This is a genomic window from Pseudomonas yamanorum, from assembly GCF_900105735.1.
GTDB classification, from domain to species: Bacteria; Pseudomonadota; Gammaproteobacteria; order Pseudomonadales; family Pseudomonadaceae; genus Aquipseudomonas; species Aquipseudomonas yamanorum.
The window spans coordinates 544,119-568,890 of the sequence record NZ_LT629793.1 but is presented as its reverse complement, the minus strand read 5'-3'; the positions used below and the strand labels follow the sequence as shown (position 1 = coordinate 568,890).

The window sequence follows — 24,772 nt, the reverse complement described above, 5'->3', positions numbered from 1 at the left end:
TCAAACCCCCAGCACATGGCGGATGAGGTACACCGTTGCAAAGCCCGCGGTCATAAAGCACATGGTCGCCACCAGGGAGCGGGGTGACAATCGAGAGATCCCACACACGCCGTGACCACTGGTACAGCCGGAGCCGTACCGGGTTCCCAAGCCAACGAGCAACCCCGCCATCACCAAGGCCGGCCACTGTGCCGTGATCTCGATCTGTGGCAAGACGCTAAACAGCCCCCACAGCAATGGCGCAATCACCAGGCCAAGCAGAAACAACGCTTTCTCGCCCCAGCCCTCACTGCCAAACCGCATCACGCTACCCAGCAAGCCGCTGATACCTGCGACTCGGCCATTCGCGAGAACAAACACGCTGACGGCCAGCCCGATCAAGGCGCCTCCGCCTAATGAAGCCCAAGGCGTGAAGTTGATCCAATCAATGCTCATTTTGCAGTTCCTGCACAGGAGAGTGGGTGAGGGCTGTTGATCAGCGAACCATCATAACCATCCGGGCGGGTCTGGGTCTGTGCAAGTCAGATTTTGCTGCCGCCCCCATGGAATGGGCGAAGCCCTGCTTCCAGTACTAAAGGAGGTGTCAATGCCCGCTAAAGGACCATTTCGGTCTGGCGCCATAGGTTTAGGCTCAGCCTTGTGATCGTCAACGATGACAACAAGACGCGCCGCATCACCTGCGAGATGAGTAGAAAACCTCACTGACTCCCGTGTCTCCATAATAAAAAGAGGATTTATCATGAGTAGCACCTTCTTCATTCCCTCCGTGAACATGATGGGCATTGGCAGCCTCGACGAGGCGATGCTCGCAATCCGCAAGTACGGATTCCGCAAAGCCTTGATCGTCACCGATGCCGGCCTGGCCAAAGCCGGCGTGGCGGCCAAGGTCGCTGGCCTGTTGGCCCAGCAAGACATCGACTCCACCCTGTTTGACGGCGCCAAACCGAATCCGACCGTCAGCAACGTGGAGAAGGGCCTTGAACTGCTGGCCCGCAGCGACTGTGATTTCATTATTTCCCTGGGCGGCGGCTCACCCCATGACTGCGCCAAGGGCATTGCCCTGTGCGCCGCCAACGGCGGGCACATCAGCGACTACGAAGGCGTGGACCAATCCGCCAAACCACAAATGCCACTGATCGCCATCAACACCACCGCCGGCACGGCGAGTGAAATGACCCGTTTCTGCATCATCACCGACGAAGTCCGCCACGTGAAAATGGCCATCGTCGACCGCAACGTCACGCCCCTGTTATCCGTCAACGACCCTTCGCTGATGGCCGCCATGCCCAAAGGCCTGACCGCCGCCACCGGCATGGACGCACTGACCCACGCCGTCGAAGCCTACGTGTCGACGGCGGCCACGCCGATCACCGATGCCTGCGCACTCAAGGCCATCGAACTGATCTCGGCCAACCTGCGCACCGCCGTTGCCCAGGGTGACAACATGACCGCCCGGGAAAACATGGCCTACGCGCAATTTCTTGCCGGCATGGCCTTCAACAATGCTTCGCTGGGTTATGTACACGCCATGGCGCACCAACTGGGCGGTTTCTACGACCTGCCTCACGGCGTGTGCAATGCGATCCTGCTGCCCCATGTGTCGAGCTTCAACGCCAGCGTATGCCCGGCCCGGTTTAAGGATATCGCTCATGCGATGGGGGTTGAGACTCAGCAACTGGATGCGGAGAAGGGCGCTGCGGCGGCCATCGCGGCGATCCGTAAACTGTCTACGGATGTTGGGATTCCGAGCGGCCTCGTTGAGCTGGGTGTGAAGGCTGACGATATTCCGACACTGGCAACCAATGCTATGAAAGATGCCTGCGGTTTTACCAATCCGCGTCCTGCTAATCAGGATGAGATTGAGCAGATTTTTCATACGGCGATGTGATTGATGTGAAGTGATGCTGGAGAGAACGCCCCGCCTTTGGTTGAAGTGCGGGGTGTTTTGGTTTGGGGGTTAATAGGGGGCAAGCTGCGTTTTTAATCGTGGTCTGTCCCTGGATGTCTTTCAACCGCGTGCTGCCGAGGACGCAATAGGCCAGGGTAAGCACCACGCTGGTGCCGCCATCCACGAAGAGCGCTTGAAGCTGCGTGTCGTGCCAGAACGCCAGGCCCAAGGAGAACAGCGTCATTAGCGAGATCAGGGCGAGCATGATGCGGTCCGTTTTGCGGTAGTGCTCGGTGAAACGGGCTTGCGCAGGCATTCACTCGAACTCCATGTGGACTGCCTGGGGTCGGCAAGTATGCGACGTGTCATACGGGCATGCAGGGAGCGAATCAGGTGTAGGGCGGCGGGGATTGATTGGTGGTGGGAGGTTATCGGTGTTGTTGGGTGGGGCTTCAGGCCGGTACCTGAGGGTAAGGGCCTTGTTGAAAGCGCCCTAGACACATCTTTTTCAAATACGTCATTTTCAGGTAGAACCATTGGTAGCACTTTGATAGCTTCCGTGTCCGTAGTTCGCCCCTCAAACAGGATAGTTTTTCGAGAAGGCATCATGGACCCACAATACGAACAGCAGTCGCTCTCTCCATTGGCGAACCTTATCGTTGATCGAGCGATCGAGAACACCAATCGAAAACTGATCGCCGGCTTTCGCAACAAGAAGAACTCCCGCCCGAACGCCAAGACAGCCGACCCGATGCAGGCCGGCAAGGACACGCTTGCCGCCACGTCGGCGAAAAGTGCGATGGATGTTGCCAATCGGGGGGGAGCGTGGAAGGAGATTCTGCTGAAAAGCTTGTCAGCGGGAATCGGTTCACTTGCTACTTTGCAGTTCGATGGAGAGATCGATCTCAGCGCTGCGGATACCTCCAGCACCAACCAACTGCCCGAAAAGCCTGGCGTGTATGTGGTGTATGACGCGGGTGGCAAGCTGGTCTACATCGGCGATAGCACCAACGTGCGGCAGCGTTGGCAGAACGGGCACCTGAACGACCACCGTAACGGCAACAAGAAAGGCGAACCGTATAAGCTTTCCGAGCAACTCGAAGCGGGATGCAAGGTGAAATTCATGACCATGGACTCGGCCGAAACAGCTGCTGCCCTGGAGGCACACCTTATCAGAACCGAAAAGCCGCCAATCAATAAGCGTCAGGAACTGCAGCAGGAACAAGGCATTCGCAGCAATATCGAAGCCAAGAAGCTCAAAGACTCCCTTGGCAATGCCGCTGATGTCGCGCTGGGTGCTGGCAAAGAAGCGCTGAAAAACTCAGGCTGGCAATTGCTGGAACAACTGACTACAGCCGCAGTCATGGCCGTAAAAGATGAACTGGTCGACGTGTTCATGGGGGGCGCTACTCGTCTGAAACAGCGCGTGGAGCGATTCCTCAAAAAGATCTGGGTGGTGATCGAGAAAATCATTGAGGCGCCCCTGAAGCTGCTCAACGGCATCGTCGAATTCATCGTCAATGCCTTGTCCAAGGCTATCCGCCAAGTCTATAACCTCGCCCGCAACCTTTTCGACCTCGCTCACGGCACCTGGCAACTGTACAGCGGCGCGCAGTCGATGAGCCGGGAAGAGCTGATTCAGAAGGTCGTCGAGACCGTAGTCGTCAGCGGCACGTTGGTACTCTGGGACGGCCTGGAACCGGTGATAGAGTCGCAACTGGTTCCGCTGACCGGGGTAGCAGCCCCCTATATATCCTGTGTGCTGTCAGCCATCGGTTTCGGGCTGTGCAGCTATCACTTGCAGAACCTCGTGCCTTCTATCGTTGCCTACCTGGTGGATTTCAAGACTGGGTGGAGCGAGTCGCTGGAAGCCAAGCGAGAGGCGGCGCTGCAGCTTATTAAGGTGCAGGAAAACGAATGGCTGCTAGCCGAAGGGCTTATCGAATATGCACATTCGGTAGATGCGCTGGCGAGGGAAGTAATAGACCACCGCGAACGGCTGGCAAGGCACACCAGCGTGCGTGCAATCGATTTTTCGGCACTCTTGCCAAACCGTATTTCTCAGGAGCCCTGACATGTTCAATTTTCTGGGTGGCAGAGTTGTACTTACTAGGTCGCTCGCCGATGACTTAGTCCTTCAACCGGTGCAGCAGTTGTTGCCGACGCCACGTTCTGAAGAGAACCAACTGAAAGACTTCCATGAGGGCCTGAAGAAGCTCAACGCCGCGATACAACGTGGTTCAAAGACCAGAGAGCAATTGAACGACTTTCAGAATCAGGGCAGTTGGGACTCGTTCTGGGGTGGCTTGTCGGGTAGGAATGACAAAGACCTGGCCAAATTGCTGACCGAATTTGGCGCGAGCCTTGAGGTGACGCAGAGCGTAGTGCAACTGGTGACCCAGGTGCATACCGTGAACAACAGCGTACTGCGCGGTTTCAATGATGCCCTAGTGTACGAGATCGAACGCCTGCAAAAGGATACCGAGACCCTGGAAGGTAATCAGGGCGGGGCGCTGGTGGTGCTCTACGAGTTCAAGCATCAAATCGATGAACTGTTGGCATTGGCAGATGGCTATGAGTACTGCAGGCATGCAGTGAACCAACTGGCCGCCGCGCAGAACGGCCATGAGACGGATTTGCATGCATTGAGTCTGGCCTTCTCGAGCGGCTCGCGAATGCAGGAACAACTCAATGCATCGTGCTCGCGTCAGTTAGCCGAGCAGGGGGAGGCTCAGGGGATCCAGCAGAAGCAGATCGAGCGAGTGACCAAGCTGCTCGGCAGTGAATTCCAGGCGAGAGAAAACCTCTCGACCTTGATGACTGTGTCGTTGAAAGGGATGAGTGATGCAAACGAGGCGCTAGACAAGCGTTTGAAACGCGTTGAGTCGAAGATGACAGAATTACTGGAGAATCAGCAACAAACTCAAGCTCGGATTGAGCAGTTAGAAGCGAAGTTGCTGGCCAAGCCCGGCTGGCTGCGGCAGCAGGCCGTGGCTCTTGTCGCGGTGGTGCTTTCAGGAACGGCGCTAGCCTCTATATTTGCCTAATGAGGTAAGCGCGTGGAGAGTATCGATGTGAATGATTCTCAGCATCTAAATCCCTAGTTTCGTCGATACCTTCAAATGGTCGTTATTGGCGGTTGGTGAACGGCCGTTTCGGATCGATTACAGCCCTTGCCGATCGATCGCAATCTGCCAAAAGCGGACTGTCTGCGAGTGATATCGCCAAAATAAGGTTGCACATGCCCAAAGCATCACATGATGCTAGGACAATAGCCTGATTAAACGGCTAGTATGTACAGATAAACAGTACAAATCTAAACAACCGCGTAGTAGCGTTTCCTCTCCATTAGCATAGGTTGAGCAGCATGTACTGAGGCGGAGGGAAGGAATTTTTTGAGCATTGGCCACCAGTTGATTAGTGTAATATGGTCGTAAGGGTTGAGCGTTGACAGATAAAAGCCTATATATGCAAACGGAAGTGAAATTTATGTTAAAAGAGCAGTTGGAAGCCATTCAGCAAAAAGCCAAAGAGCGGACTGTTAAAACACAGACGGTAGAGTATGACTTAGAAACACTAGTCAAAAAAATAAAAAGGGAGGTGATTAGACTTAACCCTGATTATCAACGAAATCACCGATGGCCTGACTCTTTTTCGTCAAAGCTTATTGAAAGTTTGATATTGAATATACCAATTCCGATAGTTTACATATCAATGGATATCGACGTTGATGATGAGGCTGAAGATGAATTAGCAAGGTATTCAGTCATAGACGGGCAGCAACGTTTGACTGCGATATATAATTTTTTTAGTGGTGCGTACGCTCTTCAGTCGTTAGAGGTCTTGTCTGAACTTAATGGATCCTTCTATAAAGATTTGCCACCATTTCTGATAAGAAGGTTGGAGGAAAGAACAATACGCTGTTTGCGAATTGACTCCACTGTAGATACTCAAGTTAAATTTGATATCTTTGAGAGGTTGAATAGCGGATCGGTAAAGCTTGAGGCGCAAGAGTTAAGGAACGCGACATGCAGAGGTCCATTTAAAGATCTTATTAAGGAGCTTGCGAAGAATCCAATTTTTGCCGAGGTGGCAAATCTAGATCCGGACTCTACTCGCATCAAAAAAATGGAAGATGAAGAACTGGTTCTCAGGTATTTTGCAGTAAGTCATAACAACGGTTATTTGGAGTACAAAGGGCAGTTTAAGAAGTTTCTAACTAATAAGATGGTGGAGTTTAATAAGCTCGACGCTATCACGCTGAAGGAGATGAAGGATAGTTTTATTAGGACGATGAAGTTGGTAAGGGAACACTTTGGTAGCAAGCCATTTGCTAAATATAAAAAGCCGGATGGACAGAATTTTTCTTTAATGTCTTCATTTAATGCGGCGGTTTTTGATGCGATAGCTTTTGCATTTTCAAAACCTGATTTGCAAAATATTCCAAGTTATGACGCTTTCATTGAGTTGTTCGCTGATCCTGTTTTTTTTGAGGCTGTTGAAGGTAGTGTTAATGATGTGTCAAAACTTAACAACAGAATACGCAAAGCTCAGGAAGTTATTTTATAATGTCTACTTTTTTACAGGAGTATATTTCTAGCTTGGAGGGGCGCTGGAGGGAAGTTGATGTTATCATAGACAAAGCAAAAGCCATTAAAGATGATGATTACACATTTTATAATGCAATTTGTCGCTCGGCAAGCATCCTCATAGTTGCCCACTTAGAAGGGTTTGTCAAAGATTTGGTGAAGTGTGTGGTGAATGACTTAAATAGGAGTGATTCATTTGTTAGTTTTCCAGTTGCTATCAAGAGGACGTATTGTAGTAAATACCTTGGGGCTGCCTCAGATAAGGACCCTAAGGCGTATTATAAGAAGTTGGATGCATTAATACTGAAACTTGATGAGTTTGATTGCAAAATAACACCTGAGCCTTTTTTGTTTCCTAAAAATAAAAACCCCTCAGCAAGTATGTTGGGCACTGTATTTGAAAATTTTGGAGTCTCAAACGTTTTTGGTTATCTACACGGCTCCAAGGTTGATGATGTTTTTGCCATGTCGATCTCAGAGATAAAAGAGAAGAATGTAGAACTAAAAACCGCTATTGCCCTAGCCGCGGAAAATTACCCCTACGTTGTAAGCTTTGAGGAATTGGCTTTTGACAAGCGTAGCCCTAAAGGGAAGACGCTCTGGGAGGAGTTTATCGAACAGATCAATCAACGGCGTCATTCGGTTGCACATGGAGCTGATTTCGATAACGCGGATGATGTGTCAGAGCTTGAGATGCGGAAAGCTAAGGTTGAACTTTTGCAGTACGCTCTTTCTATTTTGATGGCGGGTACTATTTGTAAGGCCGGGTCGCCGATTTCAGACGTTGTGGCTCATGCATAAATTTGGATTATAACTTTTATAATCTCAATGGCACTAGTTTCAACCGTGCTTGATATTTACGAGAGCGCCGCATCAACCATGGAAGCAGGCCGGCCAGGTGTTATGGAGTCTGTGGGAATGAAAGTAGTTGCAAAGATATTTTCCAGGAAGTTGCGAAATGCTCAGGATCTTGTTTTAAGAGAACGAGGGTTTCTCTGGTTAGGGTAGTCGACTAACGCCGGGTCCACATGAACGGTATGCTTTCAACTTGCTACATGGATATTTTCCTTTAACTATAAAAGGCTATGAATGGTATGAGGACGATGACTTAAGTTTGGAGATAATGTTAGATTATTTGCTCAGCGATGTAACACCTCTTTCAGTGTTGCTACAGAACTGAGCGTTTCATCATTAATTCGACTAACTCCGTCCTCTCTAACCACCGGCCATTAAGCATCACTCGCCCGAAGGTATCATCCACGATACGCTTGCGGCCGTCGTGTATATGAACATGTATCCCAAATTCTTGTGCTCTATGGGCAGTCCATAATATTGCAGGTGTTGACGCCCAAACGGTGTAGGTACAATGCGGATAACTATCCAAATTGAGCTCTCGATCAGGTACTTGATAGGCTAAAGTGTGTGCGTATTTATCATGTAATGGTTGTAAAGGAGTAGACACTATAGGGGTTTTGCTCCAAGTGCTATCGCGACCACAATTACCACAAAAATGCTTTCTATGCGGCGCCCTAGCAAAGTCTCCCAAATCTAAATGCGGATACCCGCAGGTCGAGCAGTTAACGCAATCCATCGCCATTTTGCGCTCTAAACAATAAACAAAATCAAAAGCTGCTGGCGGTGTGATATTTACATGAGTGATTTCTTGACTTGCAAACAGTCCAGAGTCCTGACTATAGAGCATGGTTACAGCATTAAAATCTCGATCTACTAGCTTCTTGCCTGTTAATGTCTGCCTGACATGTACATGAATTTTCGGCGGGCGACTTATAATGACTTCAGTCGAAATAGCCGCAGGCATGGAGCACCATACACCTACCTCTGCATTATCACTTACATTTACTGAGAAAGGATCAACAACATAATTCATATGTTGATCGTGGTTGGCACAATGCATTACTCCGGAAGCAGCATATGCTGCATGATCCGCTTTTATTCCCCAGTGAGTTTGATGAGTGCGACACCACCATCTATCGGCACCATGACGAAACTTACCCGCATTTACAATATCACAGGGTAGTTTAGCATCAGTGCCCTCTGCTGCTGGAAAGCTACCAATTAGGGACTCAGAAAATACTGCAATATTTCCAAGGGTTCGACCATATGACCAGCATATAACTTTTGATTCGCTATGATGATTAGCTTCTGGGTTTTCAAACGACTGCTCAACGCCAATTTTTTTTAGATAAACCTTGTGCGCAGGACTCGCGCCGTCGTTTTCCCACCGACACTCCCAGAGCTCAACAACGCTACTCGATGGATTAATCCGTCGTTCAATGAACATCCCTTTTCCCCGGTTGGCTGGTCTCATTCTCCCCGATCCTACTCTCTTTTTTCGAGCGAAGTCACGACCAAGTTAGCATGACTTAAGAAAACCCTCAAAGAGCCTCTGGCGACTGGTAATGACTAGCTTCTCGTCGATTACTCCTTCACGCTCCGATGATTGGTGTTATGAAGCTAATATCGAACCGGTCGAAGCGGAAGTCTTCAAACATCTTTCGAATTTTTGAATGGTCGTTGATGCTAACCCTGACCCAGCCAGTTCGTATGAGTAGGCTATCCAATCTAGTGAACAAAGGGGAAGTCGACCTCGTACCTTCGATGGCTCTAGGTAGTGAAAGTTTGAGCATCGCCTGAGTCGGCCCTGTTTTGTCGACAGCGATTAGCACCTTATGACCAAAGCCAAATGGCACTTAATGGCTGAAACCGTTAGCCGAAAGTAAAGGCTCGACAGTCAACGTCGCCGAGTCGTTGCACATTCGCGCAACTCACCGGCGACTGATCGATTCCGTGATCTGAATGGCGTAGACGACCGTCTCTAGCTACAAGGAATCTCCCGATCCATCAGTTTCCCCATCAACAGCACCCCCAACTCACTCAGTTGGTGAATCGCCAACGCCACATCACGGTCTTTCCCGCTCATATCTTCCGACAGATCAAGCAGCAACGCGCTGATCGAGGCGAACGTTTCATAGCTATTGGTAATCAGGCTCTCACTGCTGGCATCAGCTGCCACACTGAACAACGCACCCGACGGCGGGGCGGTTTTGGCGGAGGAGGGATTGAGATAGTGATCCAAGGCACGGTGCGCGGCTTGGTTGAGTTTCAAATCGGGAGTTCCCGGAGGATTCGGCGTTACCTTGAACATTGTTTGGATTCTCTATGTGGGCCGCCACCTTCTCGCTACTAAACGAATGGGGTGGCAGCTGTGCACAGGTTAGTAGACCGGGAATCCAAACAAAGACCGGCGCGCCCGAAGGCGCCCTGCGCACAGCCACCATCAAGCACAGACAGAGAAGTCTGATTGATGAAGCTCATGCACATTGCTCGGATAATCTAGGGCTACTAAACCCGATCACTGAGTTTTCAGCGACCGAGCAACCTTAGAGACGCCCACCCAGGTGCACAAGCCGGCGGATTCTGACGCAACTGTAGGCAATGGAGCAAGGCGCCGTGCTCACTGCCTCAAGCCACGGGACTGAAATCAATCAGTCCCGTTTTCCTTTCTCAGGCAGGCTGAGCCGCCAGGCTATTACTCACCTTGCGCCCCAACACCAGCACCGTCACAAACCCAGCGCCCACCAACGCAGTCGCCAAACTCAACAGCACCGACGTCCCCATCTTGTCGACGATCTGCCCGCCAAAGAACGAGCCCACGGCAATGATCACCTGGAACAACGCCACGAACAGCGGCATGCCACGTTCAACATCCTTGGGCGCCACCACGAACATCCAGATGCTTGCGCAGGCCGGGAAGGCGCCGAAGGCGAAGCCCCACAGTGCGATCAGCATCACGGCGCCGCTCATGCCGGTGGCGAAGTAGGGGAACAGGGCGGTGCTGGTGCCGATCATCAGGGCCACCAGCAACAAGGTGTGGCGCACGCTGCGGTTGGCGGCGAAGCCGGCGAAGACGTTGCCCATTACGCCGGCCACGCCGTAGAGCAGCAGCAGCGAGCCAATGGTCGGGCCGTCGAAGCCGGAGCTGTTTTTGAAGAACGGGGCGACGTAGGTGTACGCGGCAAAGTGCGCCAGGCCGATCAGCAGCACGGCGATCAAGCCGACCCGGGCTTGTGGGTTGATGAACAGGGCCGGCAGGTCGGCGATGCGGATGGCTTTTTCCGGTTCGAGGCGCGGCAGCAGGAACATCTGCGCCAGCAGTACCGGGATGCCCACCAGCGCGGTGACGAGGAAGGTCATGCGCCAGCCCATCAGGCCGCTCAGCCAGGTGCCGACGGGCACGCCGAGGACGGTGGCCAGGGTCACGCCCATCATGATGATCGAGGTGGCTTTCGCTACGCCCACGCCCTTGGGCGCCAGGCGGCCGCTGAGGGCGATGGCCGTGGCCCAGAAGCCGCCGATGCTGATGCCCAGCAATACGCGGCCGAACAGCAGCAGGCTGAAGTCGCTGGCGTAGGCCACCACCATGTTGGCGATGATCATGATCAGGGTCAGGCCGATCAGCAGGTAGCGACGGTCCATGGCGCCAATGCCCACCGACAGCAGCGGGGCGGCGAGGGCGGCCATGATGCCGGGCAGGGTGACCATCAGGCCGGCGTGGCCGGCGCTGATGCCGAGGTCGGCGGCGACGTCGTTGAGTACGCCTACTGGCAGGAATTCGCTGGTGACCAGGGCGAAGGCGCCCACGGCAACCGAGAGAATCGCCAGCCACTGCTGCAGGACGGTTTGTTGATTATGTTCGGGGAGGCCGCTAGGGGCCCGGCTTGCGCTTGGCATGGTGTCGGGTTCCGGGAGGATATTTCGCCTGAGGACAGACGGGAGGGGGAAAGTGGAGGCGATTATAGGAATGGGTTTTGGTAAGCCAATAGGCGACCGGTTCGATAGTAATCATCAGTCTCGTTGATAAGACTGCCTGCTTAGAGCGGTCGCACGCTCACACGAAATCTACGGGAAGTGAAGTGAGTGACGAGATGGTTGCCTTTTACGGGGTCGCCAGCGCTCTTCAGTAACCGGCTTGACCTCTGCTTGTTCGTGGACACGATGATGGCAAAATAGTAGCATTGTTGGGCCTGCTTTCACGGCAGCAGGGGAGCCGTCAGCTTTGTCATGCTCCTTCCTGATCGAAAACATCACGCAAGTAAGTACTGTCATCATCAAACGGAATTGGATGAGTGTTTTACTACCGCAAACAAGTCGCTCAATCCGTCCGCAATCTCTGCGATGCCCGCCTTTGTGCCTATGCTTCGCTCGCTTCGCTCATCAAGGCGCGTCAATGCTCGTCCTTTATCCCCATTTCAGGTTTCTCCAAGATGCAAAAATCCAAATTTTTACTCATGGCCCTATGCGTAACTTTGCCAGCCTGTTCGGGTATTCCATATGCCCCCAAAGGCTCGACAATGTATGAAGGCGGCTATAGTGATGTAAAGACAGGCCCTAATACTTACACCGTTACGTTCGAAGGCAATGGCTATAACAAGCAAGACCAAGTGGTAGGCTTTGTCAAAAAAAGGGCAGATGAATTGTGCCAGCCGCTTAAGGCCCAGGCAGAGGTTCGCCCTTATATCAAAGAAAAAACAAACCACATGGCCTTGAACGGGCAGCTTTATGTGACCGGGCATAAGTTCCCCAGCGCAGAGGCCTTTGTTGTGTGCGTCGAATAGATCCCGGTGATTAATCGCTGGTTGCGGATATGAATGGGTAGTCAGTAAATATTACTAACTTGCATAGGAGGCAAAGCAATGACAATGATAACTGGGTTTCGCTTAAGGCATGGGCTTTTTCTACAGTCCGATATCCTTTTGACCAGCCCGAAAGGTTCGGGGCATGATGATATTGAGCTTCCTACATATCACAACTACGAAAATGGGGGATTTCCTCTCCCCGAGGATCGAGTAAGTGGCCTGTCACAGAAGACATTAATCATTAACGATAGCTTCGCAATTGCATTCGCTGGTTGCGTAGATCGAATTCAAAGTGCCGTACACCTCATAAAAAAGCTTACGCTGGATAATCATGAGCTTACCAGCAGCCGATACTTGAGCGCACTGGAGTCAGATCCGGAACTCTCGGACGGGAATTTGTGTGCGATCCTTCTCGCTGCTGACAGTGACGGAATTAGCATCACTCATTACAATGCCGCCGAGGGCTTTTCTACTATCAATTTTGATATGGTGGCCGCTGGAAGTGGTTCGAAGCAGGCGATTGAACATTTTTCGCAATATCCCCTGGAAGCGTTTGAAGTCGCTGACGAAAATATCGCAGTGCAGGGGACTTGTATGGCGCTAGAGCAATTTGCCAATCACATAATTGATGAGATAGATAATCAGGAATTCGCCAGCACTATTGGCGAGCGCTTCGGTGGGGGCTACGAGATAGCCGCGTTTTATGATGGCAAGATAAATAAAGTTTCCGACATAGTTTATGCATTTGCGGAGGCTGAATTTGACGACGAGATGTTGTTGCAGATCGAACCGCCAAATTTCATTATGAAGTCAATGTACAAAGGTGATAATCTAATAATTCGTAGTGTCGTAAACGAGGTTGATCCTGCGGACGGTTATCACAAAAGGCAGCATGATAGGACGTTTACCATTCCGCCAATAACGCGGTTTCAAGAAGTTAATGTAGAAGCAGAGAGTCAGGAAGTTAATTTTCTAGGGGAATTTCTGTGTTTCATTATTAAAGTGAAGGTCTCGAAATATCATAATATTACTATTCCCTTTATCAGGAAATATAGCTCATTTGAAGACTTTGTTAATAAGGGGTTCTTCCCGCTTCCTATAGCGGAGCACATAGTTTTCGAATATAGTGATACTTTTAGGCGTGAAGTTCATGGGCGTGTCGTAGAGTATATGGCTATGTTAAAGGCGTTTGGAAAGTCGCAATAATAAAAAGCACGCGTTGCTGGTGCCTTTTGTCCTATATAAAGCAGACGGATTATCTTGTTAAAAGTGAGTTCGTCCTGTTTTGTCGTATACCCAATAACCTCACATCGCCGCCCGCAACGACCGCGGTGAAAGCCCATAATGTGACTTGAACCTCACCGCAAACCGCGACGCCGACGCATAGCCACACGCACTGGAAATCTCCCCAATGGAATCCTTGGAGGTTTGCAGCTGTTGCAACGCCGCCCCCAGCCGAACATTTTCCAGGATGGCCCTGAAGCTCGCGTCCTCATTGGCCAGCTGCCGACGCAACGTCGACTCCCCCAGATTCAACTGCTGCGCAACCGTGGCAACGGTCCAGTCCCTGGACAGGTTGCTGCCGATCAACCGCTGCACGCGCTCACTCAAGGGGTCGTTGCGATCCATCAGCAACGGTCCCGCCTGGCCGGCCAGGCACAGGCAGAGCAACACGGCCTCGCCATAGTGGGTGCACAACGCCGCCGGGGCGCCGGTGCTCAGTGCGGTCAGTAGTTGGTCCCAGGCTTGTCGGGTCTGTTTGTCCAGGCGTACGCACAGGTCTGCATGCATGCTGCCCTTGAACTGCGCGCCATACCGGGCAACGAAGTTACGCAACACCGGCACCGGAAACGACACCACGTCAGCGATGTAGTCACCCTGGGCACCGGGAAAATTGGTCACCCCAAGCTCGCGGCCCGCCGGCAGTAAAATCAGGTGCTGGGGGCCGGCGCGCATTTCGCGCTCATCCCACTGCATCAGTTTATGCCCCTGGCGCACGCGGCACAGGGCGGTCATGAAGATCGGCACGCGTTGCAGGGTGTGGTGTTGCCGGGCCCTGATCACGCAGCTTTCGATGATGCTTTCCCTGTGCCGCACACCTTCGTGAACATCCATCGTGACTAGCGTCCGTAAGGGGCCGTGATTGTGGCCTTGGCCAGGCTGTTGGCATTGAGCATGTAGCCGACCAGGGCGCCGCTGGATTGATTGTCGATCGGCAGCGTGTCGACTTTCAACGCCCACACCGTGAATTGATAGCGATGGGGTTTATCACCCACTGGCGGGCAGGCGCCGCCGAAGCCCGGTTGGCCGTAATCCGTGCGGCCTTGCACCGCCCCGGCTGGCAGGTGGGTGCCGACATTGCTCGGCAGGCTGGAGACGGCGGCGGGCAGGTTGACCACCGTCCAGTGCCACCAGCCGCTGCCGGTAGGGGCGTCGGGATCGTAGACGGTGATGGCAAAGCTTTTGGTGCCCGCCGGGGCGTTGGCCCAGGACAGGGCCGGGGAGGTGTTGCCGCCGTTGCAGCCGAAGCCGTTGAATTCTTGCAGGCGTGTCAGCGGGCGTTGGTCGGCAATGTCCGGGCTGCTGAGTGAGAAGCTGGCGGCGTGTCCGCTGGCGGCCATGATCAGGGTAATCGCTGGTGCAAGTGCTTTGAGTTTCATCGTGGTGGTGTCCAGGCGTGGATTTAGCGTTAAGCCTAAACATCACCGGGACGCAGGACTGCGCCGAAGCGCTCGATGATTGTGCCGAAATGCTCTCTCCACTAAGGCTGAACCCTTAGCGCCCGGATGATGAACGCATGCAGGCTGTTCACCGCTTTGGAGCTGCGAGAGGCCCGACTACGTAGAATCGATACGTCCATGGGTTCAATGGCTGCCAAGCCGTGCTCCTCACCCAAGACCTGTAGCGATGGCTGTACGGTGCATTGGGTGATCGCGGCAATCGCGAGCCCGCCCTCGACGGCGGCCACTTGGCCGGCAAGGCTGGAGCTGTTGTAGACCACCTTAAATTCGCGGCCCTGTTGGGTCAGTGAGTTCACCGCATACCGCCGCGCCAGGCTTGCGCTTTCATAGACGGCGATGGGGAGCGGGTCGCGTCGCCACAGTTCGAATTGGGGTGAGCCGACCCAGACCATGGGTTCCTTGAACAGAAAGGTGCCGCTTTGGGGCGAGTCCCTGGATACCAGCGCCAGGTCAAGGTCGCCGCTGCGCAACTGCGGGATCAGCGTGGTCGACTGTTCACAGGTCAGTTCGATTTCCACGCCTGCGTAGCGCGGCGAGTAACGCTTGAGCAGCGGTGTGAGGTACCTGGCCGCGTAGTCTTCCGCAACGCCAAGGCGGATGCGCCCGGTCAGCTCTTCACCGTGGAACGCCGCCTGGGTTTCAGCGTGCAGGGCGAGCATGCGGCGGGCGTAGCCCAGCAGTGTCTGGCCGTCGGCGGTCAGTTGCAGGTGCCGGGGGCCTCGACTCAACAATTGCCGTCCAAGGGCAGCCTCGAGTTTTTTCATCTGCATGCTGACGGCGGACTGCGAGCGGTTGACCTCATGGGCGGCGCCCGACAACGAGCCGGCATCCACCACGGCCACAAAGCATTTGAGCCAATCGAGTTGCAAGTCACTGGCCGGCATCGCGCTTACCTCTATTCGTTAATCGAATGGCTGTGACGTGAATTATGCGCTTTTCATGACTGTTTGTTCACCCGCAAGATTCTGGCCTGGCTCACACCTACTGGATCGGATCATGCCCTTTGATACCTGGCTGCTTTACCTGGCTACCTGCTTCGGCATCGCGGTGGTGCCGGGGCCCAATGCGTTGTTGGCGCTGACCCATGGCGCGCTTCACGGCAATCGGAAGACGCTGTTCACCATCACCGGTGGCGTGCTCGGTTTTGCCATCGTGCTGTCGCTTTGCGCATTGGGGTTGGGGGCGCTGATCCAGGCGTCGGCCAGTTGGTTTTTTGCGTTGAAGGTGGCCGGCGGGCTGTATCTGATCTGGCTGGGCTTCGGGCTGTGGCGGGCGGCACCGGTCAGCCTTGAGGCGACCGGTGCAACCAGCTCGCGGAGCTGGTCGCTGTTCCGTCAGGGGCTGGTATCAGCGATTTCAAACCCCAAGGCCTTGCTGCTGTTTACGGCGTTTATTCCACCTTTCCTGGATTCCCACCGCAGCATCATCGCGCAGACGATCACCATCGCGCTGACCTACGCCGTGGTGGAGTTCATCGTGGAATACCTGGTGGCGAGCGCTGCGCACCGGGTCCGGCCTTGGCTGGCTCGAACCGGGCGCCGGTTCAATAAAGTCTGTGGTGGGTTTTTTGTGCTGTTCGGGTTGGCCCTGCCTATCCATGCCTGAGGGTACATACCCATCCCGTCAAGGGTGCTCGATCACCATCACCGCCGTGGTATCCGCCTCAAGTGCCTCAAACACATGGGGCGCATTCGCCAGGTAGCTGATGTAGTCGCCGGCGTATAGCAGCACGGGCTCATTGGCCGGGCCGATATTCGCGCTGCCGCTGCACAGCACCACGTGCTCGACGGTGCCGGCCGGGTGCGGCTGTGACAGGCGCACTTCACCGGGCTGGACCTTGAGGCGGTAGATGTCGCGCCGCATGCCTGCCGGGCAATCCGCAAGCAGTGTTGCCGCGTAGTGGGCGGTTTCGGCATAGGTGGTCAGACCCTCGTTGGCACGAATCACCCGCAGGTGCTGCTGGGGTTGTTCGAAGAACCGGGTCACCTGTAACCCCATCGCCGTGGCCAGCGACCACAGGGTTTCAATGCTGGGGTTACCGATCCCGGACTCCAGTTGCGACAAGGTGGACTTCGCCACTCCGGCGCGTTTCGCCAATTCGGTCAATGAAAGCCCGGCTAACTGGCGCTCGCGTTTGATCGACAGGGCCAAGAGGTCGATTCGACTCGTGTTGTTGTTAAATGAATTGTTCGTTATGTCGGTCATTTGTTCTCTAAATCATCCTTAATCAGGTTGACGCCTAGGTATTCGTTGTTCAGCATAGCAATCATTCGTTCATTATAAAATCCGAGTCGCCGAATGATCTGGTTTGTATGCTATTGGCCGTGGCTGCTTTGGCAGGCGCTGTCCTACGACCTCAAAGGGTGGCGCAGCCTGCTGGTGGCGACGCATCTGGTTCAACAACATTGCCTGGGGCTATTTTGCGGGCCGCTATGATTCCTTTTTGCCATCCATGGTGATCGGGCTATGATCGGAGCCATATGAACCAGACGCTCCATCACCTATGGCCGTTGACCTGCAAGCCCTCTATCCCAAACTGATCCACCTCATGCTGGATACGGTGTTTGTGGTCGACAGTGACAATCTGATTGTCTTCGTAAGTGATGCCTGCGAAGCGCTGCTCGGTTACCGCGCCGACGAACTGACCGGCACGCTGATCACCGACTATATGCACCCCGAAGACCTGGCACGCACCCGCGCCTCCATTGTCCGGGTCATGAATGGCAAGCCCCACGTCGACTTCCGCAACCGTTACCTGCGCAAGGATGGCAGCGTGGTGCACATTTTGTGGGCGGCCTTCTGGTCTGAAGAAGTGGGCGCGCGGATTGGTGTCGCGCGGGACATCACGGCCCTGACACAAGCAGAGGAAGAGCTACGTTTCCTTGCCCATCATGACTCGCTGACGGCCCTCACCAATCGATCGCTGTTCAATGATCGACTGGACACAGCCCTGCAAGGGGCCCTGCGGCACAACAGCAAGCTGGCGCTGCTGTTTCTGGACGTCAATGACTTCAAGTGCATCAACGATGTGCATGGCCATGCCATCGGCGACCGCGTGCTCTGCGTGATTGCACGGCGGCTGGAAGGCTGTGTGCGTGGCAGCGACCTGGTGGCGCGAATGGGCGGCGATGAGTTTACGGTGCTGCTGACGGACATCCAGTCGGAAGACGCCGTTTCCGCAAAAGTCACGCAGATACTCGCCGTCATGGCCGAGCCGCTGAGCGCTGAGTTTGGCGCGGTGAAAATGCCGTCCTGCAGTATTGGCGTGGCGTTTTATCCCGCGGACGGGAAAGACGCCGACACGCTGCTCAGCCATGCGGACGGCGAGATGTACCGGGTAAAAAGAAATCGGTTTGCAGGTGAGTGACCTGAGTCAGGCCTCTACTGATGAAACCTGCGCCCCAGTGCATCCAGCCGCACCGCAATCGGCGGCAATCGCTCACTGCTCCTGGCCAGCGTCTCCACATCCTGCGCGGTGTTCTGGGCAATGCTCTGCACTGATTGCAGCCGTCCCACAATCTCCACATTTGCCGTGGATTGCTCACGGGTGGTCGACACAATCCGCCCATTGAGCTGATCAATCTGCGAAATATCATTGCCCACCGCCCGCAGCATCTCCACCGCGAGTTGGCTGTCTTCCACGCAGCGTTCCACCCCTTGGCGGCTATCGTGCATGGCTTCAACCGCTTGCCGGCTGCCGTGTTGCAAGCCTTCAATAATCGTCTTGATCTCCTGGGTCGACACCGCCGTGCGCTGCGCCAGGCTGCGTACCTCATCGGCGACCACGGCAAACCCGCGTCCTTGCTCACCGGCGCGGGCGGCTTCGATGGCGGCGTTGAGGGCCAGCAGGTTGGTCTGGTTGGCGATGCTGCTGATGACTTCCAGCACCGAGCCGATCTGCTCGGCTTGCACGGCCAGCCCTTCGACCGTCTGGTTAGTGTCGTGGAGGCGGGTGGCGAGCTGGGTGATTTCCTGCTGGGCGCGACCGACGCTTTCCTGGCCACGGATGATTTGCTGGCTGGCTTGACCCGCGTGGTCGACGGCCTGTTCGACGTGCACGGCGATGTGGCCCATGGCGTCTTCCATGCGCTGCATGGAATCGGTCATTTGCGCGATTTCCGCCAGTTGATGGCGCGCGCCTTTTTCCAGGGTGCCGCTGGCGTGGGCCAGTTCCTGGCCGAGTTGGCCGAGGCCATGGGAGTCGCGGGCGACGCCGTCTATCAGGCCGGTGATCTGGGTCAGAAAGTGGTCGAAGCGTGTAGCGAGTGAAACGTGGACTTTTTCCGGGCTGCCCTTGGCGGCCTCACCGCTGAACTGGGTGGTGACGGCGAGCATCTTTTCGAGCATTTCCTGGCTTTCTACCGCCTCTTTCTGGCTGTGAACCGCGAGGTAGAGCAGGGCGACCGTCTCCATCACCACGTAGAACGCGTGGACGAAAATCATGCTCCAGCCGCCGTGATGCTCCATCACAAACACCGGGAAACCCTGGTGTTGCAAGGCATGGAACACCACGTGGTGCACCGCGATGGTGGCGGCGGCCACCAGGATGGGCAGCCAGTCGCGGTAGAAGGTCAGCACCGCCAGCAGCGCGAAGATACCGAAGTGCGATTCGATGACACCCTCGGCCTGGTTGATGTGCAATGCCGCCATGATCATCAGGCCAACGCCCAGCGCGCAGCGCATCAGGCGAGTGCCGCCTATGACGCGATAGGCCAGGGTCAGCACCACGCTGGTGCCGCCCCCGATGATGAGCGCTTGCAGCAGCGTGTCGTGCCAGAACGCCAGGCCCAGGGAAAACAGGGCCATCAGCCAGATCAGGGCGAGCATGATGCGGTCGGCTTTGCGGTAGTGCTCGATGAAACGGGCTTGCGCGGGCATTCACTCGTACTCCATGTGGTCTGGCCAGGATCAGGCAAGCATGCGACGTGCCACACGCGCATGCGGGGGAGCGAATCAGCTGTAAGGGAACTCGGATTGATTGATGCCAGGAGGTTATCGGCATGGGTGGGAGGGGCTTTAGAGGGGATAACGGTCAAAAGCGGTACTTATCGGACAACAGATTCAGCCGATATCGACCTTCATGGATATGTCCCAGGTGCCGGCACCGTTTTTAGCCAGACCGATCATCATCAGGCCGAGCCACTCGAGCGACTGGGCCATCTGCAGGTCGCCGACATCCAGCGGACGCAGCCCGAGACTTTCGAGGAAGGTCGAGACGCGCGCCTTGGCGTCTGCATCGTCCGCCGCGATGAACGCATCGAGGCGTTTATCCTTGGCCAGTACGTGACCGAAAAGGGTATTGAACGCCTTGACGACCTGCGCGCTGGCCGGGGCGAGCTTGGCGATTTCCTGCGCGCCGGAACTGCCGTGGGGGGTAACGAGGCCAGTAAGATCGGAAGCGACCGGGTTGGTGATGTCGATGATTACCTTGCCGTCGAGCGCTTTCCCGAAGTCGGCCAGGACCGCCACCGCATGGGTGTAGGGAACGGCGAGAATGACGATGTCGCCCGCCGGAATGGCGCCGTAAGTCCCCGTGACCGCTTCGCAAGCGAGCTTGTCGGCAAGCGCCCGTGCCTTGGCGGGATCGCGGCTGACCACCTCGACGGTGTGTCCGGCCTTGGCGATACGGCCGGCGATCGCCGTGGCCATGCCTCCCGAACCGATGATGCTGATAGTGCTCATGTGCGGTCTCCGGCCGGGAAGTAATGGCCGCTATCCAGATCGGCGAAGAGGCCGGGTTGGGTCGGTTCCCAGCCAAGCACCTGACGCGTGATGGCGTTCGACGTCGGCGTGTCCAGCGTGACCAGATTCGCAAGGAACCCGAAGTAGCCAGGCAACATCAGCACGTCTGCGGGAATAGACACGGCCGGCAGGTTCAACCGGCTGGCAATGGCTTCGGCGATCTGACGGTACGGGATAGCCACCTCGGCGATTGCATGCCAGCTTCTGCCCGGCGCGCCTTTTTCCAGCGCCAGGCGAAACACAGTGGCGAGGTCACGTGCGTGCACGGCCCCCCAACGGTTGGCACCCTCTGCGGGGTAACCGACAACCCCCTTTTCCTTGGCCAGCCCGATCAACAACGGAAGGAAGCCCGCGTTATCGGTGGCGCTATGCATGATCTCAGGGATCCGCACGATCGAAGACCGTATGCCTTTTTCGGCCAGACCGATCACCGTGGTTTCCACGATGTTCCGAACCCGCAGGGTGTTTTTGTACGGATCGCCGCCGGGAAGGGGTGGATCCTCCTCGGTGGCCGGCCGGCCCAGGCCCGCCCACCCGGGTGAGCCGACGCTTCCAGACACGACCAACGGCTTTGCGCTTCCGGCCAGTGCTTCGCCATAGGCAAGCATGATCTCAAGCTCTGCGGCCGCAACGGCGTTGATCCCGCCGGTTGGAATCAGGTCCTGCCGATGCGCGAGGTGAATCACGCCGTCCGAGGCAGCGGCCGCCTCCTTGAGCCCGTCGAGGTCCTCGAGATTGCCGCGACGTACCTTGGCACCGAGCGCAGCAGCCTGCGCCGCGGCCTTGTCGGACCGCGCCAGGGCAGTGACCTCATGGCCGGCGGCGATAAGGTCGGAGATGACGTACGGACCGGAATGGCCGGTGCCGCCGGTAACAAAAACGTGCATATGCGTTCTCTCATGGGCAGCGCGTCGAACGATTCGGCGACTGCATCAGGTGTGGAAATCATGCTGGGCTTTTCACTTGTATAAAGCAAGTGAAAAGCTGAAATTTTACTTGTGATGTGCAAGTAATGCTAAAGTTCGGCAATGAAAACCACACGAAAAGAGACCTTTCGGTCTCACTGCGCAGTGAATTACGGCGTGGAGGTATTTGGCGATCGGTGGTCGCTGCTGATCATCCGCGACATCGTCTTTACTGGGAAAAAGACCTACGGCCAATTCCTTAAATCGGAAGAGGGAATCGCAACCAACGTCCTGGCTTCTCGCCTTGCCTTTCTTGAGGAGCAGGGCATTCTCTCGAAGGCGCCCAACCCCGATGACCGGCGCAAGGATTTTTATGGATTGACGGAGAAAGGCATAGACCTCATTCCGATCCTGCTGAACATCGTCTTGTGGAGCGCGAAGCACGATTCGCAATCGTACGTGCGCCCGGACTCAACGCTCTTTGAGCAGTTGAGCCAAAACCCCGCACAGGTGATCGAAGAGGTGAAAGCGCTATTGCGTGAGGGCGGATGCATCTTTCCAGCGGGTAACGAATGAGCCGGCTGAGAGCGGGTATCGTTGCAGCCGCAGGCAGCCCGTCAGACTTTCACGCAGGGCGGCAAACTCGGTTGGTGTCTCGGGAGGGCGGACACCCAAACTGGCGACTGTACTCGCGGCTGAATTGCGATGGGCTTTCGTAGCCCACTCGATAACAGGCACTCGCCACATCCAGTCCTTCGACGAGCATCAGACGGCGGGCTTCTTGCAGACGGAGTTGTTTCTGATACTGCAACGGACTCATGGCTGTCACCGCCTTAAAGCGATGATGCAATGTAGAGCTGCCCAAATTGGCTACCCGGGCGAGTTCTTCGATGCGTAAGGGTTGGGTGTAATGGTTATTCAACCAATCGATTGCCCGGGTTACCCGACGCGTTTGCGAATCACCGAGGGCAAGCTCATACAGGCGGCGTCCGTGCACGCCCCGCAGGAGGCGGTAATACAGCTCTCGCAGGGCGAGCGGAGCCAGCATGCCGATGTCCTTCGGCGTCTCCAGCAGCCGTACCAGGCGAAGTATTGTTTCCAGCAGCGGCACGTCGACTTTTTCGAGGAAAAGGCCAAGCTCCGGCTCGTCCGGCACGCCCGTAGGGGGAGCATCGGCGATGACCTGAGCGATTTCCGTGGCCTCGAAATCAAAACGGATACACAGGTAGGGCGCCTCCGGACTGGCCATCAGCACGCGACCGGAAACCGGAAGTGTCACCGATACCACGAGGTAATTGAGCGGGTCGTACAGATAACGGTCGTCACTCAGGCCGACTTCTTTTTGCCCCTGCACAATCAGGCAAAGTGCCGGCTTATGGACCGTATGGATAATTTCCGAGGGTGCGTCCAGGCGAATGACCTGCAGGGGCGCTATCGCGGTTTCATAGATCCCGGGCGCCGTAAACCGTTGCGTCAGCAGGCGAATCAGCTCATCACGGTAGATGGCTGTGTTTTGAAGGATGAAAGCATCGTGCTGTTCCATTTCAAGGCTCTCACACGTATTCATGAGCGTCTGCCCGGGGGTTCCAGGCACTCTTGTTTTTACCACGAGCCCGTCGTAACGCCCAGTCGCGTGCACAGACACGAATAGGCAAAAGTTGCGCAGGTTTTGGCACGCGTCGATCAGGCCCGTACCCTTAATCTTTTCGACGTACCCCGCAGCAACGCCCGCGCCATCGGCGGTCGATGCTGAACTTCAATGCATACAGCAGGAGCTACGGATATGTCGAACATTCAAAACAAAGTCGTCCTGATTACCGGTGCAAGCAGCGGTATTGGCGAAGCGGCCGCCAGGTTGATCGCCGCCAAAGGCGCTCAGGTGGTACTCGGTGCCCGCCGTACCGAGCGGCTGGACAAACTGGTGCGCGAGATCCAGGCCGAGGGCGGCTCGGCAAGTGCCAGCACACTGGACGTTACGAATCTGGAGTCCATGCAGGCGTTCGTGGCGTTCGCCAAGGCGCAGCATGGAAAGGTCGATGTGATCATCAACAACGCGGGCGTGATGCCTTTGTCTCCCTTGGCTTCGTTGAAGGTCAACGAGTGGAACCAGATGCTCGATGTGAACGTTCGCGGGGTGCTGCACGGTATTGCCGCCGTCTTGCCGGGCATGGAGGCGCAAGGGTTCGGCCAGGTCATCAATATTTCATCGATCGGCGGTCTTGCGGTCTCTCCGACAGCTGCGGTGTACTGCGCGACCAAATTCGCAGTCAGGGCAATCTCGGATGGCCTGCGACAGGAAACGGACAAGATCCGGGTCACCGTGGTGTGCCCGGGCGTCGTCGAGTCCGAACTGGCCGATATGATTTCCGATGAGGGGGCCCGCGAGGTAATGAAAGCCTACCGGCGCGTGGCTATCAACGCAGACGCCATTGCGCGAGCACTCGCCTATGCCATTGAACAGCCCGACGATGTGGATGTGAGTGAGATTGTGGTTCGTCCGACCGCCAGCCCTCACTGAGCCGTTCGGATGGATGGCATGCTTGAGTTCGCAGGCAGTCGTTCATGAACGGCTGCTCTCGTCCGATTGCGGCACGTCACGAATGGCAGCTAATGGCGAAAGTGGCATTTGGAACAGCCCAGCCCCGCGTTGGGCTATTTGCCTCGCAGCTCAGTCACCTTCCTGGTTTCGAGCTATTGCGATGCCTTGCGACAATGCATGCATGACATCCGCCGCCATTTCCTCAGTACTGTTCAACCCGTCCACTCTGACAATCGGTACTGTTTGCTGCGACATCCAGCGCTCGTGCCACGCCCTGTTGCGTCCGGCAAAGGTCGGGTCGTCGTACTGGGATGCCCATTTCCGGAAGGCCACATGTATTTCATACATGTCGCCGCCTGGCGCGATTCGATCTCCGAAGAGCGCCTTTTCACGTGCAGCCAAGCGTTCAAGACGAACCGAGGTAGGCGTTGCGACAAACACAATCAGGTCGGCGTCGTTGATCAGTGCATCTCCCCAACCCATACAAGAACCGGTGAGTATCCAACCGTCATCACCGAAGCATTGCTGAATCAGGGCCACGCGCTCATCGGGCGGGCGCTTGGTTGTAAAAGGAGGGTTGGTGGGCAGCCAATAGAAGTCATCGACATCAAGATGGCGAAGGCTGAGCAAAGAGGCGAGGGTACGGCCCAGCGTGGTCACGCCTGCACATGAGGCGCCTGTGATGTAGATCCGCATGAGTATCCGCCGGTC

Annotated in this window: 24 protein-coding genes and 1 pseudogene; 11 read left to right on the top strand and 14 right to left on the bottom strand. The window is 55.5% G+C overall.

Going from position 1 to position 24,772, the window contains the following annotated elements; genetic code table 11:
* Entirely contained in the window at positions 1-435 is a 435-nt protein-coding gene (locus BLU46_RS02740) for a YeeE/YedE family protein (protein WP_093198273.1), read from the bottom strand.
* 304 nt (positions 436-739) lie between these two features.
* Here BLU46_RS02740 and yiaY point away from each other — a divergent pair, with 304 nt between their 5' ends.
* Positions 740-1,888, top strand: coding sequence for an L-threonine dehydrogenase (yiaY, locus tag BLU46_RS02735; RefSeq protein ID WP_093198267.1), 1,149 nt, complete (start codon positions 740-742; stop codon positions 1,886-1,888).
* 121 nt (positions 1,889-2,009) lie between these two features.
* On the opposite strand, the pseudogene BLU46_RS32755 reads toward yiaY, so the two are convergent.
* Positions 2,010-2,204 (bottom strand): annotated as a pseudogene (locus BLU46_RS32755) (methyl-accepting chemotaxis protein); the annotation flags it as partial.
* A gap of 291 nt (positions 2,205-2,495) precedes the next feature.
* Between BLU46_RS32755 and BLU46_RS02725 the strand changes: the two are divergent.
* From BLU46_RS02725 to BLU46_RS02710, 4 genes are all read left to right on the top strand, one after another.
* Positions 2,496-3,962 carry a GIY-YIG nuclease family protein gene (locus tag BLU46_RS02725; RefSeq protein WP_157721260.1) on the top strand — a complete coding sequence of 489 codons (1,467 nt, stop codon included), beginning with the start codon at positions 2,496-2,498 and terminating at the stop codon, positions 3,960-3,962.
* A 1-nt stretch (position 3,963) separates the two neighbouring features.
* Positions 3,964-4,935, top strand: coding sequence for a hypothetical protein (locus BLU46_RS02720; protein ID WP_093198251.1), 972 nt, complete (start codon positions 3,964-3,966; stop codon positions 4,933-4,935).
* 442 nt (positions 4,936-5,377) lie between these two features.
* The gene (locus BLU46_RS02715; protein WP_093198247.1) at positions 5,378-6,457 is read left to right on the top strand and encodes a DUF262 domain-containing protein; all 1,080 of its coding nucleotides are present in this window, start codon (positions 5,378-5,380) and stop codon (positions 6,455-6,457) included.
* The gene (locus BLU46_RS02710; protein WP_093198242.1) at positions 6,457-7,278 is read left to right on the top strand and encodes a HEPN domain-containing protein; all 822 of its coding nucleotides are present in this window, start codon (positions 6,457-6,459) and stop codon (positions 7,276-7,278) included. The genes BLU46_RS02715 and BLU46_RS02710 overlap by 1 nt, the downstream gene beginning before the upstream one ends.
* 367 nt (positions 7,279-7,645) lie before the next feature.
* Here the strand turns inward: BLU46_RS02710 and BLU46_RS02705 are convergent, their stop codons facing one another.
* From BLU46_RS02705 to BLU46_RS02695, 3 genes are all read right to left on the bottom strand, one after another.
* Positions 7,646-8,806, bottom strand: a complete 1,161-nt coding sequence (locus BLU46_RS02705; RefSeq protein WP_197680872.1) for a hypothetical protein — start codon at positions 8,804-8,806, stop codon at positions 7,646-7,648.
* A 507-nt stretch (positions 8,807-9,313) separates the two neighbouring features.
* Positions 9,314-9,643: a DUF6124 family protein gene (locus BLU46_RS02700; RefSeq protein WP_093198232.1), complete on the bottom strand. Its 330-nt coding sequence runs from the start codon at positions 9,641-9,643 to the stop codon at positions 9,314-9,316.
* 359 nt (positions 9,644-10,002) lie between these two features.
* Positions 10,003-11,229: an MFS transporter gene (locus tag BLU46_RS02695; protein ID WP_003209751.1), complete on the bottom strand. Its 1,227-nt coding sequence runs from the start codon at positions 11,227-11,229 to the stop codon at positions 10,003-10,005.
* A 395-nt stretch (positions 11,230-11,624) separates the two neighbouring features.
* On the opposite strand from BLU46_RS02695, the gene BLU46_RS32750 reads away from it, so the two are divergent.
* Together BLU46_RS32750 and BLU46_RS02685 are read left to right on the top strand one after the other, a co-directional pair.
* Positions 11,625-12,113 (top strand): hypothetical protein, encoded by a 489-nt coding sequence (locus BLU46_RS32750; protein ID WP_157721259.1) that lies wholly within the window; start codon positions 11,625-11,627, stop codon positions 12,111-12,113.
* A gap of 78 nt (positions 12,114-12,191) precedes the next feature.
* Positions 12,192-13,340: a hypothetical protein gene (locus BLU46_RS02685; RefSeq protein ID WP_093198224.1), complete on the top strand. Its 1,149-nt coding sequence runs from the start codon at positions 12,192-12,194 to the stop codon at positions 13,338-13,340.
* A 99-nt stretch (positions 13,341-13,439) separates the two neighbouring features.
* On the opposite strand, the gene BLU46_RS02680 is transcribed toward BLU46_RS02685, so the two are convergent.
* The 3 genes from BLU46_RS02680 to BLU46_RS02670 all read right to left on the bottom strand — a co-directional run bounded on the left by BLU46_RS02680 (position 13,440) and on the right by BLU46_RS02670 (position 15,759).
* The gene (locus tag BLU46_RS02680) at positions 13,440-14,249 is read right to left on the bottom strand and encodes a helix-turn-helix transcriptional regulator (protein WP_093198218.1); all 810 of its coding nucleotides are present in this window, start codon (positions 14,247-14,249) and stop codon (positions 13,440-13,442) included.
* Positions 14,250-14,254: 5 nt separating this feature from the next.
* A complete protein-coding gene (locus BLU46_RS02675; protein WP_093198214.1) occupies positions 14,255-14,794 on the bottom strand; it encodes a kinase inhibitor in 540 nt (179 codons plus the stop codon).
* A 101-nt stretch (positions 14,795-14,895) separates the two neighbouring features.
* Positions 14,896-15,759: a LysR family transcriptional regulator gene (locus BLU46_RS02670; RefSeq protein ID WP_017475279.1), complete on the bottom strand. Its 864-nt coding sequence runs from the start codon at positions 15,757-15,759 to the stop codon at positions 14,896-14,898.
* A 112-nt stretch (positions 15,760-15,871) separates the two neighbouring features.
* Here BLU46_RS02670 and BLU46_RS02665 point away from each other — a divergent pair, with 112 nt between their 5' ends.
* A complete protein-coding gene (locus BLU46_RS02665; RefSeq protein ID WP_017475278.1) occupies positions 15,872-16,480 on the top strand; it encodes a LysE family translocator in 609 nt (202 codons plus the stop codon).
* Positions 16,481-16,498: 18 nt separating this feature from the next.
* Here the strand turns inward: BLU46_RS02665 and BLU46_RS02660 are convergent, their stop codons facing one another.
* On the bottom strand, positions 16,499-17,080 hold the full coding sequence (locus BLU46_RS02660) for a helix-turn-helix domain-containing protein (protein ID WP_093198209.1): 582 nt from the start codon (positions 17,078-17,080) through the stop codon (positions 16,499-16,501).
* A 298-nt stretch (positions 17,081-17,378) separates the two neighbouring features.
* On the opposite strand from BLU46_RS02660, the gene BLU46_RS02655 reads away from it, so the two are divergent.
* Positions 17,379-18,242, top strand: coding sequence for a sensor domain-containing diguanylate cyclase (locus tag BLU46_RS02655; RefSeq protein ID WP_093198204.1), 864 nt, complete (start codon positions 17,379-17,381; stop codon positions 18,240-18,242).
* A gap of 14 nt (positions 18,243-18,256) precedes the next feature.
* Here BLU46_RS02655 and BLU46_RS02650 read toward each other — a convergent pair whose 3' ends face one another.
* From BLU46_RS02650 to BLU46_RS02640, 3 genes are all read right to left on the bottom strand, one after another.
* Positions 18,257-19,753, bottom strand: coding sequence for a methyl-accepting chemotaxis protein (locus tag BLU46_RS02650; RefSeq protein WP_093198199.1), 1,497 nt, complete (start codon positions 19,751-19,753; stop codon positions 18,257-18,259).
* A 183-nt stretch (positions 19,754-19,936) separates the two neighbouring features.
* Positions 19,937-20,557 carry an NADPH-dependent F420 reductase gene (locus tag BLU46_RS02645; protein ID WP_093198194.1) on the bottom strand — a complete coding sequence of 207 codons (621 nt, stop codon included), beginning with the start codon at positions 20,555-20,557 and terminating at the stop codon, positions 19,937-19,939.
* Positions 20,554-21,504, bottom strand: a complete 951-nt coding sequence (locus BLU46_RS02640; RefSeq protein ID WP_093198190.1) for an SDR family oxidoreductase — start codon at positions 21,502-21,504, stop codon at positions 20,554-20,556. The genes BLU46_RS02645 and BLU46_RS02640 overlap by 4 nt, the downstream gene beginning before the upstream one ends.
* A 141-nt stretch (positions 21,505-21,645) precedes the next feature.
* On the opposite strand from BLU46_RS02640, the gene BLU46_RS02635 reads away from it, so the two are divergent.
* The gene (locus BLU46_RS02635) at positions 21,646-22,098 is read left to right on the top strand and encodes a winged helix-turn-helix transcriptional regulator (RefSeq protein ID WP_093198185.1); all 453 of its coding nucleotides are present in this window, start codon (positions 21,646-21,648) and stop codon (positions 22,096-22,098) included.
* A gap of 49 nt (positions 22,099-22,147) precedes the next feature.
* Here the strand turns inward: BLU46_RS02635 and BLU46_RS02630 are convergent, their stop codons facing one another.
* Positions 22,148-23,065 carry an AraC family transcriptional regulator gene (locus tag BLU46_RS02630; RefSeq protein ID WP_093198180.1) on the bottom strand — a complete coding sequence of 306 codons (918 nt, stop codon included), beginning with the start codon at positions 23,063-23,065 and terminating at the stop codon, positions 22,148-22,150.
* 240 nt (positions 23,066-23,305) lie between these two features.
* Between BLU46_RS02630 and BLU46_RS02625 the strand changes: the two genes are divergently transcribed.
* Positions 23,306-24,040 carry an SDR family oxidoreductase gene (locus BLU46_RS02625; RefSeq protein WP_093198176.1) on the top strand — a complete coding sequence of 245 codons (735 nt, stop codon included), beginning with the start codon at positions 23,306-23,308 and terminating at the stop codon, positions 24,038-24,040.
* 150 nt (positions 24,041-24,190) lie between these two features.
* Here the strand turns inward: BLU46_RS02625 and BLU46_RS02620 are convergent, their stop codons facing one another.
* Complete coding sequence (locus tag BLU46_RS02620) at positions 24,191-24,757, bottom strand: ATP-binding protein (protein ID WP_093198172.1); 567 nt, start codon at positions 24,755-24,757, stop codon at positions 24,191-24,193.
* Positions 24,758-24,772 lie beyond the last annotated feature (15 nt).

Excerpts from the sequence above, each read along its gene's own strand:
- BLU46_RS02655 (WP_093198204.1), top strand. The coding sequence starts at position 17,379 with ATGGCCGTTGACCTGCAAGCCCTCTATCCCAAACTGATCCACCTCATG.
- BLU46_RS02725 (WP_157721260.1), top strand. The coding sequence starts at position 2,496 with ATGGACCCACAATACGAACAGCAGTCGCTCTCTCCATTGGCGAACCTT.
- BLU46_RS02660 (WP_093198209.1), bottom strand. The coding sequence starts at position 17,080 with ATGACCGACATAACGAACAATTCATTTAACAACAACACGAGTCGAATC.
- BLU46_RS02635 (WP_093198185.1), top strand. The coding sequence starts at position 21,646 with ATGAAAACCACACGAAAAGAGACCTTTCGGTCTCACTGCGCAGTGAAT.
- BLU46_RS02695 (WP_003209751.1), bottom strand. The coding sequence starts at position 11,229 with ATGCCAAGCGCAAGCCGGGCCCCTAGCGGCCTCCCCGAACATAATCAA.
- BLU46_RS02700 (WP_093198232.1), bottom strand. The coding sequence starts at position 9,643 with ATGTTCAAGGTAACGCCGAATCCTCCGGGAACTCCCGATTTGAAACTC.
- BLU46_RS02720 (WP_093198251.1), top strand. The coding sequence starts at position 3,964 with ATGTTCAATTTTCTGGGTGGCAGAGTTGTACTTACTAGGTCGCTCGCC.
- yiaY (WP_093198267.1), top strand. The coding sequence starts at position 740 with ATGAGTAGCACCTTCTTCATTCCCTCCGTGAACATGATGGGCATTGGC.
- BLU46_RS02740 (WP_093198273.1), bottom strand. The coding sequence starts at position 435 with ATGAGCATTGATTGGATCAACTTCACGCCTTGGGCTTCATTAGGCGGA.
- BLU46_RS02645 (WP_093198194.1), bottom strand. The coding sequence starts at position 20,557 with ATGAGCACTATCAGCATCATCGGTTCGGGAGGCATGGCCACGGCGATC.
- BLU46_RS02640 (WP_093198190.1), bottom strand. The coding sequence starts at position 21,504 with ATGCACGTTTTTGTTACCGGCGGCACCGGCCATTCCGGTCCGTACGTC.
- BLU46_RS02670 (WP_017475279.1), bottom strand. The coding sequence starts at position 15,759 with ATGCCGGCCAGTGACTTGCAACTCGATTGGCTCAAATGCTTTGTGGCC.
- BLU46_RS02685 (WP_093198224.1), top strand. The coding sequence starts at position 12,192 with ATGACAATGATAACTGGGTTTCGCTTAAGGCATGGGCTTTTTCTACAG.
- BLU46_RS02675 (WP_093198214.1), bottom strand. The coding sequence starts at position 14,794 with ATGAAACTCAAAGCACTTGCACCAGCGATTACCCTGATCATGGCCGCC.
- BLU46_RS02620 (WP_093198172.1), bottom strand. The coding sequence starts at position 24,757 with ATGCGGATCTACATCACAGGCGCCTCATGTGCAGGCGTGACCACGCTG.
- BLU46_RS02650 (WP_093198199.1), bottom strand. The coding sequence starts at position 19,753 with ATGCCCGCGCAAGCCCGTTTCATCGAGCACTACCGCAAAGCCGACCGC.
- BLU46_RS02630 (WP_093198180.1), bottom strand. The coding sequence starts at position 23,065 with ATGGAACAGCACGATGCTTTCATCCTTCAAAACACAGCCATCTACCGT.
- BLU46_RS02665 (WP_017475278.1), top strand. The coding sequence starts at position 15,872 with ATGCCCTTTGATACCTGGCTGCTTTACCTGGCTACCTGCTTCGGCATC.
- BLU46_RS02625 (WP_093198176.1), top strand. The coding sequence starts at position 23,306 with ATGTCGAACATTCAAAACAAAGTCGTCCTGATTACCGGTGCAAGCAGC.
- BLU46_RS02715 (WP_093198247.1), top strand. The coding sequence starts at position 5,378 with ATGTTAAAAGAGCAGTTGGAAGCCATTCAGCAAAAAGCCAAAGAGCGG.
- BLU46_RS02710 (WP_093198242.1), top strand. The coding sequence starts at position 6,457 with ATGTCTACTTTTTTACAGGAGTATATTTCTAGCTTGGAGGGGCGCTGG.
- BLU46_RS02705 (WP_197680872.1), bottom strand. The coding sequence starts at position 8,806 with ATGAGACCAGCCAACCGGGGAAAAGGGATGTTCATTGAACGACGGATT.
- BLU46_RS02680 (WP_093198218.1), bottom strand. The coding sequence starts at position 14,249 with ATGGATGTTCACGAAGGTGTGCGGCACAGGGAAAGCATCATCGAAAGC.